The sequence below is a fragment of the Bacillus spongiae genome (assembly GCF_037120725.1).
GTDB classification, from domain to species: domain Bacteria; phylum Bacillota; class Bacilli; order Bacillales; family Bacillaceae_K; genus Bacillus_CI; species Bacillus_CI spongiae.
In genome coordinates this window covers 1-16785 of record NZ_JBBAXC010000006.1, presented here as the reverse complement: position 1 = coordinate 16785, position 16785 = coordinate 1, and the positions used below count along the sequence as shown (strand labels likewise).

19 protein-coding genes are annotated in these 16785 nt (G+C 37.3%); 9 read left to right on the top strand and 10 right to left on the bottom strand.

Translation table 11 applies throughout. The features are described from left to right. Positions 1–59: 59 nt before the first annotated feature. Complete coding sequence (locus WAK64_RS08545; RefSeq protein WP_336586782.1) at positions 60–998, top strand: aldo/keto reductase; 939 nt, start codon at positions 60–62, stop codon at positions 996–998. A gap of 122 nt (positions 999–1120) precedes the next feature. Here WAK64_RS08545 and katA read toward each other — a convergent pair whose 3' ends face one another. From katA to WAK64_RS08520, 5 genes are all read right to left on the bottom strand, one after another. Continuing rightward, positions 1121–2566 carry a catalase KatA gene (gene katA, locus WAK64_RS08540; RefSeq protein WP_336586781.1) on the bottom strand — a complete coding sequence of 482 codons (1446 nt, stop codon included), beginning with the start codon at positions 2564–2566 and terminating at the stop codon, positions 1121–1123. 718 nt (positions 2567–3284) lie between these two features. Further along, a complete protein-coding gene (locus WAK64_RS08535) occupies positions 3285–3539 on the bottom strand; it encodes a YqkE family protein (protein ID WP_336586544.1) in 255 nt (84 codons plus the stop codon). A 102-nt stretch (positions 3540–3641) separates the two neighbouring features. Next, a complete protein-coding gene (locus WAK64_RS08530; protein ID WP_336586543.1) occupies positions 3642–4307 on the bottom strand; it encodes a 3-oxoacid CoA-transferase subunit B in 666 nt (221 codons plus the stop codon). A gap of 15 nt (positions 4308–4322) precedes the next feature. After that, positions 4323–5015: a CoA transferase subunit A gene (locus WAK64_RS08525; protein WP_336586542.1), complete on the bottom strand. Its 693-nt coding sequence runs from the start codon at positions 5013–5015 to the stop codon at positions 4323–4325. A gap of 13 nt (positions 5016–5028) precedes the next feature. Then, positions 5029–6216, bottom strand: a complete 1188-nt coding sequence (locus WAK64_RS08520) for an acetyl-CoA C-acetyltransferase (protein ID WP_336586541.1) — start codon at positions 6214–6216, stop codon at positions 5029–5031. Positions 6217–6355: 139 nt separating this feature from the next. Between WAK64_RS08520 and WAK64_RS08515 the strand changes: the two genes are divergently transcribed. From WAK64_RS08515 to WAK64_RS08505, 3 genes are all read left to right on the top strand, one after another. Beyond that, positions 6356–7249 carry a hydroxymethylglutaryl-CoA lyase gene (locus tag WAK64_RS08515; protein ID WP_336586540.1) on the top strand — a complete coding sequence of 298 codons (894 nt, stop codon included), beginning with the start codon at positions 6356–6358 and terminating at the stop codon, positions 7247–7249. Positions 7250–7305: 56 nt separating this feature from the next. Beyond that, positions 7306–7434 (top strand): hypothetical protein, encoded by a 129-nt coding sequence (locus tag WAK64_RS08510; protein ID WP_336586539.1) that lies wholly within the window; start codon positions 7306–7308, stop codon positions 7432–7434. A 378-nt stretch (positions 7435–7812) separates the two neighbouring features. Beyond that, a complete protein-coding gene (locus WAK64_RS08505; protein WP_336586538.1) occupies positions 7813–8724 on the top strand; it encodes an alpha/beta hydrolase in 912 nt (303 codons plus the stop codon). Positions 8725–8841: 117 nt separating this feature from the next. On the opposite strand, the gene WAK64_RS08500 is transcribed toward WAK64_RS08505, so the two are convergent. Next, positions 8842–9864, bottom strand: coding sequence for a hypothetical protein (locus WAK64_RS08500; RefSeq protein WP_336586537.1), 1023 nt, complete (start codon positions 9862–9864; stop codon positions 8842–8844). A gap of 373 nt (positions 9865–10237) precedes the next feature. Between WAK64_RS08500 and WAK64_RS08495 the strand changes: the two genes are divergently transcribed. The 3 genes from WAK64_RS08495 to WAK64_RS08485 all read left to right on the top strand — a co-directional run bounded on the left by WAK64_RS08495 (position 10238) and on the right by WAK64_RS08485 (position 11926). Then, the gene (locus WAK64_RS08495; protein WP_336586536.1) at positions 10238–10852 is read left to right on the top strand and encodes a BMQ_0737 family morphogenetic spore coat protein; all 615 of its coding nucleotides are present in this window, start codon (positions 10238–10240) and stop codon (positions 10850–10852) included. A 209-nt stretch (positions 10853–11061) separates the two neighbouring features. Continuing rightward, on the top strand, positions 11062–11640 hold the full coding sequence (locus WAK64_RS08490) for a hypothetical protein (protein WP_336586535.1): 579 nt from the start codon (positions 11062–11064) through the stop codon (positions 11638–11640). Further along, positions 11630–11926 (top strand): hypothetical protein, encoded by a 297-nt coding sequence (locus WAK64_RS08485; protein WP_336586534.1) that lies wholly within the window; start codon positions 11630–11632, stop codon positions 11924–11926. The genes WAK64_RS08490 and WAK64_RS08485 overlap by 11 nt, the downstream gene beginning before the upstream one ends. 96 nt (positions 11927–12022) lie before the next feature. Here WAK64_RS08485 and WAK64_RS08480 read toward each other — a convergent pair whose 3' ends face one another. Together WAK64_RS08480 and WAK64_RS08475 are read right to left on the bottom strand one after the other, a co-directional pair. Then, positions 12023–12796, bottom strand: coding sequence for a class I SAM-dependent methyltransferase (locus WAK64_RS08480; protein ID WP_336586533.1), 774 nt, complete (start codon positions 12794–12796; stop codon positions 12023–12025). 373 nt (positions 12797–13169) lie between these two features. After that, positions 13170–13499, bottom strand: a complete 330-nt coding sequence (locus WAK64_RS08475) for an iron-sulfur cluster biosynthesis family protein (protein ID WP_336586532.1) — start codon at positions 13497–13499, stop codon at positions 13170–13172. 142 nt (positions 13500–13641) lie between these two features. On the opposite strand from WAK64_RS08475, the gene WAK64_RS08470 reads away from it, so the two are divergent. After that, complete coding sequence (locus tag WAK64_RS08470; protein WP_336586531.1) at positions 13642–13851, top strand: CDGSH iron-sulfur domain-containing protein; 210 nt, start codon at positions 13642–13644, stop codon at positions 13849–13851. Between the two features lie 105 nt (positions 13852–13956). Here WAK64_RS08470 and moaA read toward each other — a convergent pair whose 3' ends face one another. Next, on the bottom strand, positions 13957–14961 hold the full coding sequence (gene moaA, locus WAK64_RS08465) for a GTP 3',8-cyclase MoaA (protein ID WP_336586530.1): 1005 nt from the start codon (positions 14959–14961) through the stop codon (positions 13957–13959). Positions 14962–15033: 72 nt separating this feature from the next. Further along, positions 15034–15630: a molybdenum cofactor guanylyltransferase gene (locus WAK64_RS08460; RefSeq protein WP_336586529.1), complete on the bottom strand. Its 597-nt coding sequence runs from the start codon at positions 15628–15630 to the stop codon at positions 15034–15036. 206 nt (positions 15631–15836) lie between these two features. Between WAK64_RS08460 and WAK64_RS08455 the strand changes: the two genes are divergently transcribed. Next, on the top strand, positions 15837–16550 hold the full coding sequence (locus WAK64_RS08455) for a Crp/Fnr family transcriptional regulator (protein ID WP_336586528.1): 714 nt from the start codon (positions 15837–15839) through the stop codon (positions 16548–16550). The last annotated feature ends 235 nt before the right edge of the window (positions 16551–16785 follow it).

Here is a 16785-nt window from a genome sequence, read left to right as displayed (position 1 = left end):
CCCAAGTTCCTATTTTTCGTTATGATAAAAAGGGAATAAGCGATGAGAGGATGATAATGATGGAAAAGCGGCAGCTTGGAAAGTCAAATATATTCGTAAGTAAAATGGGACTTGGTTGTATGTCTCTAGGAACCGATGAAGCGCGAGCAAAAGATATAGTAGAAGCTGCATTATCGCATGGAATCAATTATTTTGACACAGCAGATTTGTATGACTTTGGCGAAAATGAAAAGATTGTGGGAAAAGCGCTTCAAGCCGTTCGTAACGATGTCATTGTAGCAACAAAAGTAGGGAATCGTTGGGCAAAAGACCGCTCTTCTTGGAAGTGGGACCCTTCCAAACGGTATATTAAAGAAGCCGTTAAAGCAAGTCTACGACGATTAAATATGGACTATATTGATTTATATCAGCTTCATGGCGGAACCATTGATGATCCTATAGATGAGACGATTGAAGCATTTGAGGAGTTAAAAAGCGAAGGATTAATTCGTTCGTACGGAATTTCCTCAATTAGACTCAATGTAATAAAGGAATACGTAAAGAAAGCTTCAATTGATACCATCATGATGCAGTATAGCTTACTTGATCGCCGACCAGAAGAAGCCTTCACTCTCTTAAGGGAAAATGAAATAAGTGTGGTTGCACGCGGTCCATTAGCGAAAGGAATATTAAGTAATACCATGTTAGAAAAGGCATCCGATAAAGTGTTAACAGAAGGATATTTAGATTATTCTTATCATGAGCTGACTCACCTTTTTTCTAGTATTCAAGATAAACTTGGGGATTTCCGATCGATGACTGAGCTATCTCTGCAATATACATTATCAGATCCCGCTGTAGGAGCTATTCTCCCTGGCGCGAGTTCAATTGAACAACTTATAGAAAATGTTCAAGCTCTGAATGCACCTCAACTTACCACAGAGGAAAGGCAGTTATTAAAAGACATAACAAAGATGTCCCGTTACCTTCAGCATCGAAATGGCCCTTATGAAATATAGAAAAGAAAAGTAGAAGCAGCGTGGCTGTTTCTACTTTTCTTTTAAAATATCCTGTATGATCCCAATACAATTCAAATATGATATAACCCGTCCCAAATATTAACGTTCTTTTTTCTTTAGAGTTAATTAAATATAGCTATTCCTAATCCTTGTGCAATCCGTTTCCCAAAAGTAGGGTCTACTTTATAAAAATGTTGAATTTGACGGAGTTTAATTTCATCTTTCGTTACAGGTGCCATTGAGGCAACAATTTGTTGAATAAGTCGTTCTTGCTCTTCATCACTTAGCAAGCGATATAAATCTCCAGGTTGAGTGTAATGATCATGGTGATCGAAACCTACACTTTCAGCTAAACCAGAAACCACACTCGTTGATGGTCGATGCTCAGGAGATTCTTCTGGACCATCAAAACTGTTTGGTTCGTAATAAGGGGATTTCCCCCCATTATCATCAAAGCGCATTTGTCCATCTCGTTGATAAGTCCTAACCTCTGATTTAGATCGGTTGATTGGTAAATGTTGATGGTTAGCCCCTACGCGATATCGATGAGCATCTGCATATGCAAAGAGACGTCCCTGTAGCATTTTATCTGGTGATGCCTCAATACCAGGTACAAATGATCCAGGAGAGAAGGTGGCTTGCTCCACTTCAGCAAAATAATTTTCCGGATTCCTATTCAAAACGATTCGACCTACTTCAATCATTGGATAATCTTTATGAGACCACACTTTCGTCACATCAAATGGATCGAAGCGATACTTGTTTGCATCTTCTAATGGCATAATTTGAACAGACACCTTCCATGACGGAAAATCACCCTCTTCAATCGAATTAAATAAGTCCTCTGTATGGTAATCTGGATTTTCTCCAGCAATCTCCACAGCAACTTTAGGTGCTAAATTTTTAATACCTTGTTCCGTCTTAATATGGTATTTTACCCAAACTCCTTCTCCCTCGGCATTCACCCACTTAAACGTATGACTTCCATAACCATTCATATGGCGGTATGTTGCTGGAATGCCACGATCCGACATAAGAATCATGATCTGATGCAAAGATTCAGGGGAAAGAGACCAGAAATCCCATACGGCTGTCGGGTTTTTCAAATGAGTTTGCGGGTCTCTTTTTTGTGTATGAATAAAATCAGGAAATTTAATGGCATCTCGAATAAAGAATACTGGGGTATTGTTTCCAACTAAATCATAGATGCCTTCTTCTGTGTAAAACTTCACAGCAAAACCTCGTGGATCTCTTACTGTATCTGCTGAGCCATTTTCTCCAGCTACTGTTGAAAAACGAATAAATAAGGGAGTGCGCTTCCCAACTTCTGACAAGAAATTTGCTTTTGTATACTTTGATACATCATTGGTTACTTGAAAATATCCATGGGCTCCTGCTCCTTTCGCATGAACGACTCTTTCTGGAACCCTTTCACGGTTAAAATGTGCTAGTTTCTCTAATAAATGAACATCTTGGATTAAAGTTGGTCCACGTGAGCCTGCTGTCATAGAATGCTGATTATCGCCAACAGGAGCGCCCCAGCTAGTTGTCAATTTGTTTTTATTTATAGTCATACGAAAACCACCTCATCAAATTAATATAATTTATAATTATTACAATCTAATAATAACATTCACTAATTAAAAATCAATACTTTTTTATAATTATTATAATTAAAAACTATATATTATTTTTGTAATAATCAGTTAATTACTGCTATATGCTAGTGTTCGTTACAATATCAAGAACATTGTAGAGAATGATTCTTAAGAAACACAATTATTTAGGGTGTAAATGGAACTAGTTCTTAAATAAACTATTTTAATTGAGAATCGGAGTAATGACTAGTTTAGAAGAACTATAACGAATGTTACATAGTCAGGTAAATGGGGATCAAAACTTCAGAGGAATTGATTGAGAAGGATGATTGTATAAAATGATGACTTTTTTTATCTATCACTTTTCTTAATGGCAATCTATCTATATGGCATTTGCCATCCTTTGCTACTAAGTCCGTACCTATTTTTCCTTCATCATATACATCATACTGAAGGGAGATTGTTACTCCCTTCACAAATATTAAGATGATAGGTTTCACAGTGCCTTGTAACAAATGAATCGAAACATCCTTTTCATTGCTCGAATTCGTTCATATACTTCTCTTCCATCGTTCTTTCAAAATTAATAAAGTTATTTATTTCGTAATAACGAGGCTTTTTTTTGGGAAGTTCAATGGCTTTTTTCTACAAATATGAAATAGATAGGGAATTATCTTTACTTCCCTTCTTAATCTTTAAACTCTTTCCAATCCATTTGACTTTCTTGTAATAATTGTTCAAAGCTCTTATTCTTCTCTTTCTGCTTTCGTTCTTCTTCTTTTCGTTTTGCTTCCAGCTGCTTCTTTTTCACTTCCTGTATTTCTAGTTCTTTCTTTGTATTTTGAAGCTGCTGAAGCAATGATACATCTAACGCATCCTTTAAGGTGGCTTTTTTTTCTGTTGTTTCTTTTTTGCGCTGTGGTTGTTTTCTCTTTTTACTCATCCTACTCTTCCTTTGCTCTATATTGTTTTACAATATGATGACTGTAACGCTTCTTCTATTCAGTATACCAAAAAAGCAGCCATTTCAGCTGCTTTTTACTTTTTATTCATATGCTTCTGTAAGTAGCTCTTCACCTATCGTTAACTCAGGTTCTGTTGAATCGATAATGTCTTGAACGGTAAATCCTTTTGCTACCTCTTTCAAAACAAGCCCTTTTTCGGTAACGTCGATCACAGCTCTTTCGGTAATGATTCGATCGACAACACCTTTCCCTGTAAGTGGTAACGTACACGTTTTTTTCACTTTTGAAGAGCCATCTTTACTGACATGGTCCATGATAACAATTATCTTTTGAGCACCATGCACTAGATCCATCGCTCCACCCATTCCTTTAATCATTTTACCAGGAATCATCCAGTTGGCAAGGTCACCATTTTCAGCTACTTCCATGCCCCCTAGAATGGCTATATTTATATGACCTCCTCGGATCATGCCAAATGACTCTGCACTATCGAAAAAGGAAGCTCCCTTAATAGCTGTGACCGTTTCTTTTCCAGCATTAATTAAATCCGCTTCCACATCTTCTGTATGAGGATATGGGCCAATTCCAAGAAGGCCATTTTCAGATTGAAGGACCACTTCCTTATTGTCTTCAATATAATTAGCTACTAATGTAGGCATCCCAATTCCTAAGTTTACGTAATAGCCATCCTTAATTTCTTTTTCCGCTCTCCTAGCAATTCGTTCTCTTATTTGCGCTTTATCCATTATAAACACTCCTCTCTACCCTATTATGGTCATCCGTCTTTCAATTCGCTTTTCTTGTTTTCCTTGAACGATTCGTTGAACATATACACTTGGTGTATGGATTTCATTAGGGTCTAGAGCACCCACATCCAACAACTCTTCTACTTCCGCAATCGTTACCTTCCCAGCGGCAGCAATCATTGGATTAAAGTTTCGGGCCGTTTTGTTATAAATTAAATTGCCCATTTTATCTCCTTTGGCTGCTCGTACAATGCTATAATCAGCAGTTATTGCTTCCTCTAACAGATATTCCTTTCCATTAAACCATTTCGTTTCCTTTCCCTCCGCAATCGGGGTTCCTACTCCAGCGGGTGTATAAAATGCAGGAATGCCAGCTCCACCTGCTCGTATTTTTTCTGCTAATGTTCCTTGCGGAATAAGTTCTACTTCTAATTCTCCAGCTAGAACTTGCCTTTCAAACTCTTTATTTTCCCCTACATATGAGCCAACCATTTTCTTAATTTGTCTATTTTTTAATAGTAATCCAAGTCCCCAGTCATCAACACCACAGTTGTTACTAATGACCGTTAAATCCTTTACACCAGATTCTACTAAAGCTAATATGGTGTTTTCTGGAATACCACATAAACCAAATCCCCCAACTAAAAGCGTACTTCCATCTTTTATATCAGCAATAATTTCAGGAAAAGATGTATAAACATTTTTCATATCCATTCTCCTTTTATTTTACTCTTTCTACTATTGTCGCTACACCTTGTCCTCCACCAATACAAAGTGTCGCCAACCCTCGGTTCCCCTCTTGTCTTATTAATTCATGTATTAAGGTAACCAGAATTCTTGCACCACTAGCTCCAATTGGATGCCCCAATGCTATTGCGCCTCCATTGACATTTACCTTATCAAAATTGAATTGAAGTGAGCGCCCTACCGCCAAGGATTGAGCTGCGAACGCTTCATTTGCTTCAATCAAATCCATGTCTTGCATCGTACAGCCAGTTTTCGCCATCACTTTATTCACAGCGTTAACAGGACCTAATCCCATTACACTTGGGTCAACCCCGGCACTGGCATTTCCCATTATCGAAACAAGCGGCGTAATGCCTAGTTCATCGGCTTTTTCCTTCGACATAACCACTAAAGCTGCTGCCCCGTCATTAATGCCCGAAGCATTTCCAGCTGTTACACTTCCATCCTTCTTAAAAGCAGCTCGCAGCTTTCCTAAGCCTTCAGCAGTGGTTCCTTTTCGAGGATATTCGTCCTGATTAAAAAGGAGAGAATCTCCCTTCCTCTGAGGTATTTCGACACTGACAATTTCAGCTTCAAACTTTCCTGACTCCATTGCTTGTACCGCTTTTTCCTGAGACTTTGCAGCAAATTCGTCTTGCTCACCTCTTGTCAGTTCAAAGCGTGAACAGAGATTTTCTGCTGTCATCCCCATATGGTAATCATTGAAAGCACACCATAAGCCATCAGAAATCATGCTATCAATGATATTCTGGTCACCCATTTTATACCCTTCTCTAGCTCCCTTAAGTAAATAAGGTGCTTGGCTCATATTTTCCATTCCACCTGCCACCACGATTTCAGCATCTCCTGCTACTATCGCTTGTGTCGCTAGATGTACAGCTTTCAACCCTGAACCACACACTTTATTTATCGTCATTGCTGGTACATCCTCAGATAAACCTGCTGTTAATGCCGCTTGACGAGCGGGGTTCTGACCTAATCCTGCCTGCAATACATTGCCCATAATGACTTCATCAACTTGATCTAAAGGTACTCCAGATTTATGTAAGGCTTCCTTAATAACGATACTCCCGAGTGTAGGAGCCGTTATATTTTTTAATGTACCGTTAAAGCTTCCTATCGCTGTTCGCACAGCACTCACAATGACAACATCTCTTCCCATCTGTATTCCTCCTCAAAATCTACTAACCTTAACACTATTCGATGTAAGCGCTTTAAATACCTTTCTGAATGTTTGAAAATTTTTGTTGATTCTTACTGTTTTGCTTTCTACAATAAAAGAAAACAGAGGAGGGGAAAGCATGAATTTACCACATAAAGCCACGATTATTGAAGTTGGTCCACGAGATGGTCTGCAAAATGAAAAACAATTTGTACCGACTGATATAAAAAAACAATTTATTTCCTTACTAAAAGCAGCCAATATTTCTGAAATGGAATTAACTTCATTTGTTTCACCTAAGTGGGTGCCACAAATGAAAGATGCACAAGAAATTGTGAATTCTTGCTTAGATGACCGACAAAATATCGTCCTTGCGCCAAATCATAAAGGAATTGCTCGTTTAAAAGAAACAGATTGTCGATCGGTCGCTGTCTTTGTAGGTGTTAGTAATACGTTTAATCAAAAAAACATTAATAAATCAACGACTGACAGCTTACTGGAGCTCGAGCCGTTAATTGATTCATTAAAACAAGAACATTATTTTGTTCGAGCTTGTATTTCAACCGCTTTTTATTGTCCTTATGAAGGAAAAATGAATCCTGAATCTACCTTAAATCTATGTCGATCCTTTGCTGAAATGGGAGTAGACGAGCTAAGTGTGGCAGACACAATAGGCATGGCCGCGCCTATGGAAGTATACACATTATTTTCAATGCTTTTAGATAAACTTGAATCCATTTTGTTAACAGCTCATTTTCATGACACTCGAAAAATGGCCCTGGCAAATGTGTTAGCTGCCCTACAAGCAGGAATCACACGCTTTGACACATCGGCTGGTGGACTTGGCGGCTGTCCGTTTGCACCTGGTGCATCCGGCAACGTTGCAACAGAGGACGTTGTTTATATGTTAGAGAGAATGGGCATTTCTACAGGTATCAATCTTGATACACTGTGCGAAGCTATTGACGTGATTCAACCACACCTTTCTCGTCCAATTGAAAGTGGGGTTTATTCTTTAAAATCTCGTACATAGTCCTTCTAGTTTTTGCTCATTCTAAAGATACGATTTCAGAGAAGGGAGGACATCGAATGAGTAAACGAGAAAAAGGCTTTAGCCAAAAAGGACAACCAAATGCCAATAAAGGAAAGCAAGTGATGGCCGCTGAAGATGTCGAAACTGCTATTCACCCCACTAAAAAGCATAATGCGAAGTCTTAAAGAGTAAAGGGTAGTGCCGATTGACACTACCCTTTTAAAACGCTTTTTAACCAACTCCAATCGTTAAACTATTAGTGGTTTGTCTCACCGATATTAAAATCGTTGAGACTCTTCTTTATCAAATCAAAAAGGAAAGAATGAAACGTTCCAGCATATTATTAATAGAAAGAAGCCATACATTCATGTTAAAGTGCTGCTTTATTTAAAGCTTTGTCGATTGTCTTACCTCCCCATTGAAACTAAACAAGTTAGCCGCCAAATCAAATGAATGAAAATAGAAGAAAAGTAGGTATGCTTTCCCTTTATAGAGAAAAATAAAAAGAAAGAACAAACCGTCGGAATGAACCAATAGTATCTAAGTCGAAAGGAGTGCTGTACTTGAAAAAATGGCTCGCCGTTACTTGGGGAATCCTTACAGCTGGATTCATTACCTTCTTCGGCCTGTATTCTTCGAATCGACTACTCTATATGAAAAAAAAAGAAGAGGAAGACATCATCAAACGTGAATCGATGGCAAATCGATTGAGCTTAGCTGATTTTAACACACTACCAAAAGAAGAGGTTACCATCCCTTCTCCGTTTGGCTATGATCTTCACACTTACTTTATTCACCCTTATAATTCGAAAAGGTATGTTGTTTTTTGTCATGGCGTTACGGAAACAAAGTGGAATTCCATCAAATATATGAATATTTTCCTAAAGCGTGGCTTCAATGCAGTCATTTATGACCACCGACGCCACGGTCAATCAGGCGGAAAAACAACCTCCTTTGGTCATTATGAAAAACACGACTTAAAGGCTGTCATCGAGGAATTGCGTAGACGAATAGGAGAGGATGCCTTCATTGGCATCCACGGTGAATCGATGGGAGCTGCAACGATGCTTCTATATGCAGGTGGACTGAAAGATTGTGCCGATTTTTATATTGCCGACTGCTCCTTTTCTGATTTTCAAGCACAATTTCTATACCGATTCAAAATGGATACAAAGGTAAATGGAAAATGGCTGCTTCCTATAACGAACCTCTTTTTAAAATATCGAGGAGGATTTACGTTTAAGGAAGTCTCTCCGTTATCAGTAATGCGTAATATAAGCAAACCCATCCTTTTTATTCATAGTCAAGATGATGACTTTATTTTACCTATCATGACGAAAGCACTCTTTCAGCAAAAGACAGGGGATAAAATGCTGTACATAGCTGATAAAGGAGCCCATGCTCAGTCTTACAACGAAAATCCTGAACAATATGAACGAGTCATTGACGAATTTTTAACGACCTATCTAATGTGAACAGAAGCAAACGTAAACGATTTTTACCGCTAACATCATTATCTATATGTAAGAAGGTATTTTCTATTATATTAAATAATACCTTCTTCTTCGTAAAATGACTTTCACCTTCCTGTTTTATATTCTAATAATAATAGTTTGGATAAAACCTTTTACCCATGACAATATAGATTTTTTTCCTGTTTTAGTAGGCAATTCTTCGGAAGTTGTGTTCGTTTCGTTCTTCGTTTTACTATCAACACTTCTTAATGGATTGTGAATAGAGCTTTTTTCTACTTCCACTTTAGGGGGTACCGCTCTCCCTATATTTTGCTGGACAGGATGTTGGTCATTCTTGAGATAACCTTTTGGTTCCTTCGTTAAACGGTCGTTCGTTTGTCTTCCTTCAATATCCTTGGCAGCATGTGAAGCTAACCGTTGATTGGTGTTATTTCCTTGAAGTGGAGCTTGTTGCCTTCGTTGCTTCCTGTTCATCGTATTACGCGGAAATCCTGGCTGCTGATAGTTTGATTGTGACATATGATTATTCTTTACTGTCCAATTTGCACTATTGAGTAATGATTGTAATTGTATATAGTCAGGTGGATGTCCGTGAGTTTCTTGTTGCGAGGTTTGAAGAATGTCACTAAGAGGATGATTGGGTTGAATACTTGTTTTTTTGACTTTTTCCTTCTCTTTCTTTTTCTTTTTTTTCTTCTTTTTTGAAGGCTTCTTTGTTTTTTCTACTTTCTCACTACTTTCTAGAATTTCTGAAGGCTCTCCTTCAATTAGTTGATGGTAATGATTATCCTCGAGTTGATTTTCTTTAACCACCTTTCCGTCTTCACTTTTTTCCGCTAGCAGTAGCGTAAGTGTTTGTTGCATCGTGGCCAGAGAAGAAGATAGCTCATCTAACTTTTTTGTTACGTTATCAATTTGTTCTTGTTGCTTGGACATCTGCCTATTAGAAGGTCCTCCCAAATCATGACCTCCTTCTTTCTCCTCCCACTCTAGGATTGTTTCCTCAGTTTTTATTCCCCCTGTTCCGTCACTCTCCCTATGCTCTTCGTTCTTCGTCTGTGCTAATAATTTTGTATACAAGAGTAAGAGCATTTTTAATTTTTCCAGCCTTTCCCTTTCACCGACATGTTGAATGTCCATATTCACACCCCTTTACAACTGTTTGTATAATATTTTATTGGCTATTTTTCTAGTTGTTACTCTTTTCTATTCATTTGTGCCATTTATTTTAAACAACCTCACTAAAATGTTGAAAATGGGTACAAAAACCATTATTTTATTGTTTTCACATTCCTTTCGCATTTTTCTATATCATTTAAAGGGTCACTCTTTAATAATTAGACTGAATATCCTTTGGAACGAGAGGATATTTAGATTGTAGTAGCTATTCTACCTTCTTAAAAACATAGTCATTAACCTATTTTCACTAAATATATACAAATGTCCAAACCTCCTATTGCTTCTCACATACTCTATTAATGTAATGAGAATCTGATAAGGAGGTGTTTTCATTTTGACTGAACATTCTACGAAAAAAGAACGTATCTGTATTAAAACGGAAAAGGTGTTTGATTGGATTGTAAATGAGGCAGATTTTACTGATATGCAAACTATAGCCCTTTCACCGGGTTCTTGTGATACATTAGACACTGTTACTTGTGAAGTGACAGATGTCGTGATTACAGAGGTACCAGGAACACGACAAGACCAAGAGTTTATCATTGATAAACTTCCTGTTACATTACAAGAAGTGATGCTTCAAAAAGTTATCACCTATACAATTACTGCAACATTTAATGATGGTACCCCCCCACTAGAAACTCCTTTTACACTCACTCGCTTTGAACAAGTCTTTTTATGTGCCCCAGAAGGTACAACCATAGTAGCCAATGATCTTGAGAATGATTGCTTTATTACAAGCCAAATGTGTCCGCAAGGTACTGCAGATCTGACCGTTGAAGTTAACTTAAAAATCTGTCAAAACATTCTCGTTTGCTTCCCAGTAGTTGTTGAACTGAAAACGGAATTTTGTACACCACGAGATGTTATTCCATTTACTTGTCCAACACCAGGTGTCCCGCAACAATGTCCAGAGCTTTTCCCACCACCAAAAAAGAAGCATCACTAGGAAGTCATTTCAACCTGAGCTTAGGAACTCCCTAAGCTTTTTTCTATTTCTTTAGAAACACTAGAAGTCCACACTCATTGACCTTCGTTCTCTTTTGAGAAAAGTCTATTATTCCCTGTTTTTAGAATGCTTTACGGTTCTATTCTTCAGTCAGCCTTCGTAAAGATGAATAGAGTACACCTCGCTCAATAATGAAGGAGTGAACGATTTTGAGTCACGAATTGGATAAGGTATTGCAGAAAATCCAGCGCTTAAGTAAGCAGACAGATGACTATATTACAAAACTTGAGTATGTTATCCATGAAGAGCAGCGTCAAGCTGAATATAATATTATCAGTTATTTTTCTTATTCTGAGAGAATCGTCCATCAACCGGACGTTGAAGGCTTGTTAATTGGCTCTCTGCACATATTAAATATTGGAAGAAAGTCTATCTCGAATCCCTATATCTGTATTCAACTTTCAGAAGAATCACCTTTTCATTTTTCCGGTAAATTTCTTCAAGGAAATACCTCCTATCCAATTCCTACAGGAGATACGTGGGAACGGTTCGATGATGTAAAAAATCCACGAGAGTATTGGTTACGTCCTGTTCATCAGAACGTGTTAAAACCGAATGAAAAGGTTAGTTTTTCTCCTTTTCAATTAAAGTGGTTACCATCCGCCAATTATTCAGGAATCGTTTCTTCTTTTACGTATTTCCATGAAGTTTCCGAAGGAATCCCTGTGCTCAATCCTATTAGTATTTCTGGAACAATCACGAAAGGAGGCGGTTTTCATGAGTCCTGAACACGAGACAATGGAAGATTTACTACAGAAGCTAACGAAGGAATGGATAAAGAGTCAATTGGATGATGAGAATAGGACTGATCAAAGCGTTATATTATTAGATTCTAAAACCATTCAGTTGTTATTGCTGATGGTACTCGCACGTGAGCTGAAGAATGATGGGACCAAACCAAACGAACCGATTCCTCAAGCTATCCACGACGCTTTAGACCATGCACTTGATACTCAACAAGAAAAATTCGAAACACTCTTGAAAACTCTTCAAGAGATTTATTTTCAGGACTAGTACTGTTCAATAGAGAACGAAAAAATGAAAAAAACATACACCATTTATATCGTTATGGTATATGTTTTCTTTTTATTTCTCTCCGAAACCGACAGTTTAGTGACGTTTCTTTGCTTTAATGAGAACAGATTTCCCTTGGAAACTAACAACTCTTCCGTTTTCTTCTTTCACACGATAATAGTTTCTCGTTTCAGGGGAAGCACTTAACATATACTGCTCCAATTCCCTTTTCTCCTGTACTGGTAACCCCATACGCGCAAACCATGATTCGAATGTAAACATTTTCCAAAATGAGGTCAGTTGCTCTACTTCAAACCCTACTCGTTCAATCATCGTCAACCACTCGGTTTTCTTCCATGCACGAAAATGACTAGGGTCACGTTTTTTCTCAATCTCATTATAAAATATATCTAATTCATTCTGTTCTGGTACGACGTTATCTATTAACAGAAACGTTCCTCCATCTTTTAAAACGCGATAACTTTCTAAAACGAAATCATTTACATTTGGAAAATGATGCGGTGCAATTCGGCATGTGACAGCAGAGAAGGTTTTCGATGGGAACGGCAATTTTTCGGCATCCCCCTTGATAAATTCAACATTTTCATACCCATTTTGACGAATAAACCTCTCAGCTTCCTTTAACATCTTTTCCGTCAAATCAAGTGCGACTACTTTTTTCGCGAACGGCGCAATCCCGTTTGCCACATGTCCTCCTCCTGTTGCTATATCTAACACGACATCCTTTGGCTTAACACCAGACAAGGCAATTAAAGTGTGTAAATCCTCCCCCTTTGCATGAATTTCACTTGTAACATAATTCCCAGCAAATTGTCCGAACTGCTCCTGCACCTTTTTTTTAATATCCATCCCTATCTCCTCCTTTTTCTCCCTTTACTTATAGAGTATCCGATATCATGCAATTAGAAAATTCGATAATACTTCTTAAAGTACATAATTTTTACTTATCATAAATTCATTAAAAGGTAAAAGGAATATATGGGTGAAATATAAATGAAGGAACACATGGAAACAGATAAGTAATGTATAGGCATGCATGGCAAAAACCGCCTCTTACAAAGAAGAGGCGGCATTCTTACTAATAACGAATAAAAAGGTGGATGGACAAATAAGTAAGCTTTAGTTAATTTGAGTGAATGAAGACCTTCAAACACCTAATCAAAGTTTTACTTGAGCATTTTATCCATACTACCTCCACGTATTCAACAATTAACTTTCTATATTAATTCGTTTTATTAATAAAGCCCATTCGCCCATTTAAGATTTGTCCAGGTGTTTTCAGCATAAACGTATTAGACGTTTCAGAGAAATCAATGGTTAAATTTTCATCTAAGAAAACCATTTTAGACTTTTCAACAAGGATCGGCATCTGATTCGTTTCAATGACTACATCCTCACCTTCGTCTTTTTCATCGACAAGCCAAAGTGTCGGTACTCCACTAACGACACATCCACAGCCTTCTGTTTCATACTTTAATTTTAATAATCCAGTTTGATCAGCAATTTTTTCATTGATTTTATCTTGAGCAACATTCGTTAACGTTATCTTCATCTGTCAAATCCTCCTTAATATGCTTTCATTTTATCATATGGACTCGTTTTTTCGTCTTAAATTGCTCACAGATTATTGCTTTTTCTCATGTTTCCGCTTACTATCAAAGAAGAAATATCTACATAAAAAGGGAGGAAGTAGAATGTCAAAAGTTCAAATTAAAGTAAATGATAACGGTTCATTTCGTGTATCTGGTGACGTAGAGCTGCTAGATGGAGAAGGAAATAAGCTAGACACTAAACAAGTCTTTTCCCTTTGTCGTTGTGGCCTATCACAAAGAATGCCTTTTTGTGACGGAGCCCATAAAACAAAGTTTCACTCCGTCGTTCGTGCTGAAAATGAGGAGAAATAAGAAAGAAGAAGCAACCGCTTAATGGTATGCTTCTTCTTTTACTATTATACTCTGACTATTTAATAGTGTGAAATGTTTAACAGGAACAACAAAAGAACAGCTTCCTCATCCACCTATATAAGACATTTCAATTTTACGTTTTGACGTACTTTCTTCCGTTCGTATTTCGGAATAACGATCATCTCGTTTTTCCCAAACGTTTCTAATTCTCTCGACAATCTCTTCGTCAGTTGTATCACTCCGTAAGAGCGTACGTAAATCATATCCAGATGACGCAAACAAACAAGTAAATAACTTCCCATCTGTCGAAAGCCTTGCCCTCGTACATGATCCACAAAAGGTTTCTGACACGGACGAAATAAAGCCAACCTCAGCCTTTGTTCCTTTATAACGATAGCGCTTTGCTACTTCACCAAAGTAGTCTCGATCTATGGGCTCCAGAGGATATTGCTCATGAATTTTCTCATATAGCTCCTTCTTCGTCACGACGTCTTTCATATTCCAGCCATTCGAGCTACCGACATCCATAAACTCGATAAACCTCAAATTGATTCCTTCCTCTTTAAAAAAACGAACCATTGGCATTATTTGTTCGTCATTCAACCCTTTTTTGACAACCATATTGACCTTCACTTCTAGTCCAACATCACGCGCTTTAAAAATGCCTTTTAAAACAGGCTCAACCCCTATGTTCATGTTATTAATTGCTTTAAATACTTCATTATTTAAGGAATCTAAGCTTACATTTACTCTGCAAATCCCGGCATCTAGTAATGATTGAGCATACTTAGCAAGAAACACTCCATTTGTTGTTAAAGTAATATACTTTATTGAGGGAATTTTCGATAATTGCGTAACTAACTTAGGCAAGTCTTTTCGCAGCAACGGCTCTCCTCCGGTTAAACGAAGCTTTTCTACCCCTAACGTCGAAAAGAGCGTAGCTAGACGAACAATTTCTTCAAAGGATAAAATATCGGCTTGTTTCATAAAAGGATAATCCTTACCAAATATTTCTTTCGGCATACAATAACTACATCGAAAATTGCAACGATCGGTTACAGATATTCGTAAATCACGTAAAGGGCGAGCTAAGGTGTCTAAGCTATTCATGATTACGCTCTCTCCTTATTTTCTATTTGAAACACTCATTATTATTTAATCTTTACACTCCAAGGTGTACAATTATGATAAGTACATTTTATAATCCATTTGGGTATTAATATTATGAAAGAATGAATTTTCTCCATCTTGCTCGTCCAAGTACCGGACAGATAGTTTATCTAAGAAATTTGTTACTTGATAATCCTGTTTGTTCAGTTGCTCTCTCAATATATCTTTTACGGTAAAATGATAAACGGCGATTAACGGCTGTTTTTTTGTATGGATAACAGGCACAACAGCATCAACTTTTCCATCAATATAAGCAAGCATTCGCTGTAGCATCCTTTTATTCATTAGTGGTACATCGATCGGTAAAACAAGATACCAATCTGCTTGCCACGAAGTTAAAGCCGTATATAGTCCACCAAGCGGGCCACAGTTTTGAAATGGTGGCAAATCACTTTTAATTTCAAGGTCTGTTTTGTCTCGGTAAGTTTGAAGCAAATTGTCGTTTGTCACCATGACTGTTTTATTCACAACTTCCGTAAGAGTTTTGATGGAGTATTCATATAATGGCGTGCCTTGATAAAGAGCGAACGCCTTATCACTCCCAAATCTCGTCGATTTGCCACCAGCCATTACTACTCCTATGATGTCAGCCGTCATTATTTTCACCACTATTCTTTCATTCTTGTATTGTATTGCCTATATTATCATGGTAACTTTATATTGATAGTGATGAATGTCACAGGTACTCGTTACTCCCTAATTCGCACCATTATTTTTTATCACACATGATTATGACGGTGCAGTAATTAGAGTTTATAACAACTTTTATTTTAAATAAACATAATCCACATTATGATAAAGATAGGAGGATGTACATGGAGGTCACCAAAATTAAACGTGACATTGATTTAATTTCAGATGAGTTGGCAAGATTATTAACTTCCATTAGTACTCCTAGAAAAGTGAAAGCAGGTAACTTTCTTTTTCAAGAAGGAGAAGATGCCTCTGAAATATATTTAATTAACACAGGCATGTTTCAAATTAGCCAATTAACTCCAGATGGGAAGCAACTAAATTTGCGTATTTGTAAAGAAAAGGACATTATTGGCGAATTAACCCTATTTACTGCGAACCCGAAATACATGCTAAGCGCACTTGCCTTAGCCGATAGCGAAGTACTCGTGATTAAAAATGATCTTCTTGAAGAAAAACTATTAAAAAATGCAGACCTAACCTTTGAATTTATGAAATGGTTAAATAATCATCTTCGTAAATTCCAAACGAAAATACGAGATTTAGTCATGAACGGAAAAAAAGGAGCTCTTTATTCTACTCTTATCCGTTTTAGTAACAGCTATGGTGTAAAAGTCGCTGATGGAATCTTAATTGATATTCATTTAACAAACCAAGAGTTTGCAAAATTTTGTTGTGCGACTCGAGAAAGCGTAAACCGAATGCTAAGAGATTTAAAGAAAAGTAATGTCATTGATACAACTAACGACGGCAGAATTATCGTGAAAGACCTTGAATACTTAAAGAATGAAATTGGCTGTGAAAATTGCCCTATTGAAATATGCAATATCGATTAAAAGTTTAAGAGGCTGGGACATAACTAGCTTCAAAAAGTGAGAAAGGTGAATTTGAGAGTTCTCAAATTCACCTTTCTTTTATTTTTGGGTTTGAATACTTGTATAACCTTAGTTAATGGCAGTGAATTTTCTTAAATTCACTGCCATTAATGCGAGGCCCATTTCGTTTTCTACCTTCGATTTTCCACGTACAGAAAATCGGGAGAAACACAAATTCGCTTTCAAGAATCCAAAA

What these genes read in the sequence shown, in the direction of transcription:
- WAK64_RS08455 (WP_336586528.1), top strand. Translation starts at nt 15,837, where the DNA reads ATGGAGGTCACCAAAATTAAACGTGACATTGATTTAATTTCAGATGAG.
- moaA (WP_336586530.1), bottom strand. Translation starts at nt 14,961, where the DNA reads ATGAATAGCTTAGACACCTTAGCTCGCCCTTTACGTGATTTACGAATA.
- WAK64_RS08525 (WP_336586542.1), bottom strand. Translation starts at nt 5,015, where the DNA reads ATGAAAAATGTTTATACATCTTTTCCTGAAATTATTGCTGATATAAAA.
- WAK64_RS08500 (WP_336586537.1), bottom strand. Translation starts at nt 9,864, where the DNA reads ATGGACATTCAACATGTCGGTGAAAGGGAAAGGCTGGAAAAATTAAAA.
- WAK64_RS08535 (WP_336586544.1), bottom strand. Translation starts at nt 3,539, where the DNA reads ATGAGTAAAAAGAGAAAACAACCACAGCGCAAAAAAGAAACAACAGAA.
- WAK64_RS08470 (WP_336586531.1), top strand. Translation starts at nt 13,642, where the DNA reads ATGTCAAAAGTTCAAATTAAAGTAAATGATAACGGTTCATTTCGTGTA.
- WAK64_RS08515 (WP_336586540.1), top strand. Translation starts at nt 6,356, where the DNA reads ATGAATTTACCACATAAAGCCACGATTATTGAAGTTGGTCCACGAGAT.
- WAK64_RS08520 (WP_336586541.1), bottom strand. Translation starts at nt 6,216, where the DNA reads ATGGGAAGAGATGTTGTCATTGTGAGTGCTGTGCGAACAGCGATAGGA.
- WAK64_RS08530 (WP_336586543.1), bottom strand. Translation starts at nt 4,307, where the DNA reads ATGGATAAAGCGCAAATAAGAGAACGAATTGCTAGGAGAGCGGAAAAA.
- WAK64_RS08545 (WP_336586782.1), top strand. Translation starts at nt 60, where the DNA reads ATGGAAAAGCGGCAGCTTGGAAAGTCAAATATATTCGTAAGTAAAATG.
- WAK64_RS08485 (WP_336586534.1), top strand. Translation starts at nt 11,630, where the DNA reads ATGAGTCCTGAACACGAGACAATGGAAGATTTACTACAGAAGCTAACG.
- WAK64_RS08480 (WP_336586533.1), bottom strand. Translation starts at nt 12,796, where the DNA reads ATGGATATTAAAAAAAAGGTGCAGGAGCAGTTCGGACAATTTGCTGGG.
- WAK64_RS08510 (WP_336586539.1), top strand. Translation starts at nt 7,306, where the DNA reads ATGAGTAAACGAGAAAAAGGCTTTAGCCAAAAAGGACAACCAAATGCC.
- WAK64_RS08475 (WP_336586532.1), bottom strand. Translation starts at nt 13,499, where the DNA reads ATGAAGATAACGTTAACGAATGTTGCTCAAGATAAAATCAATGAAAAA.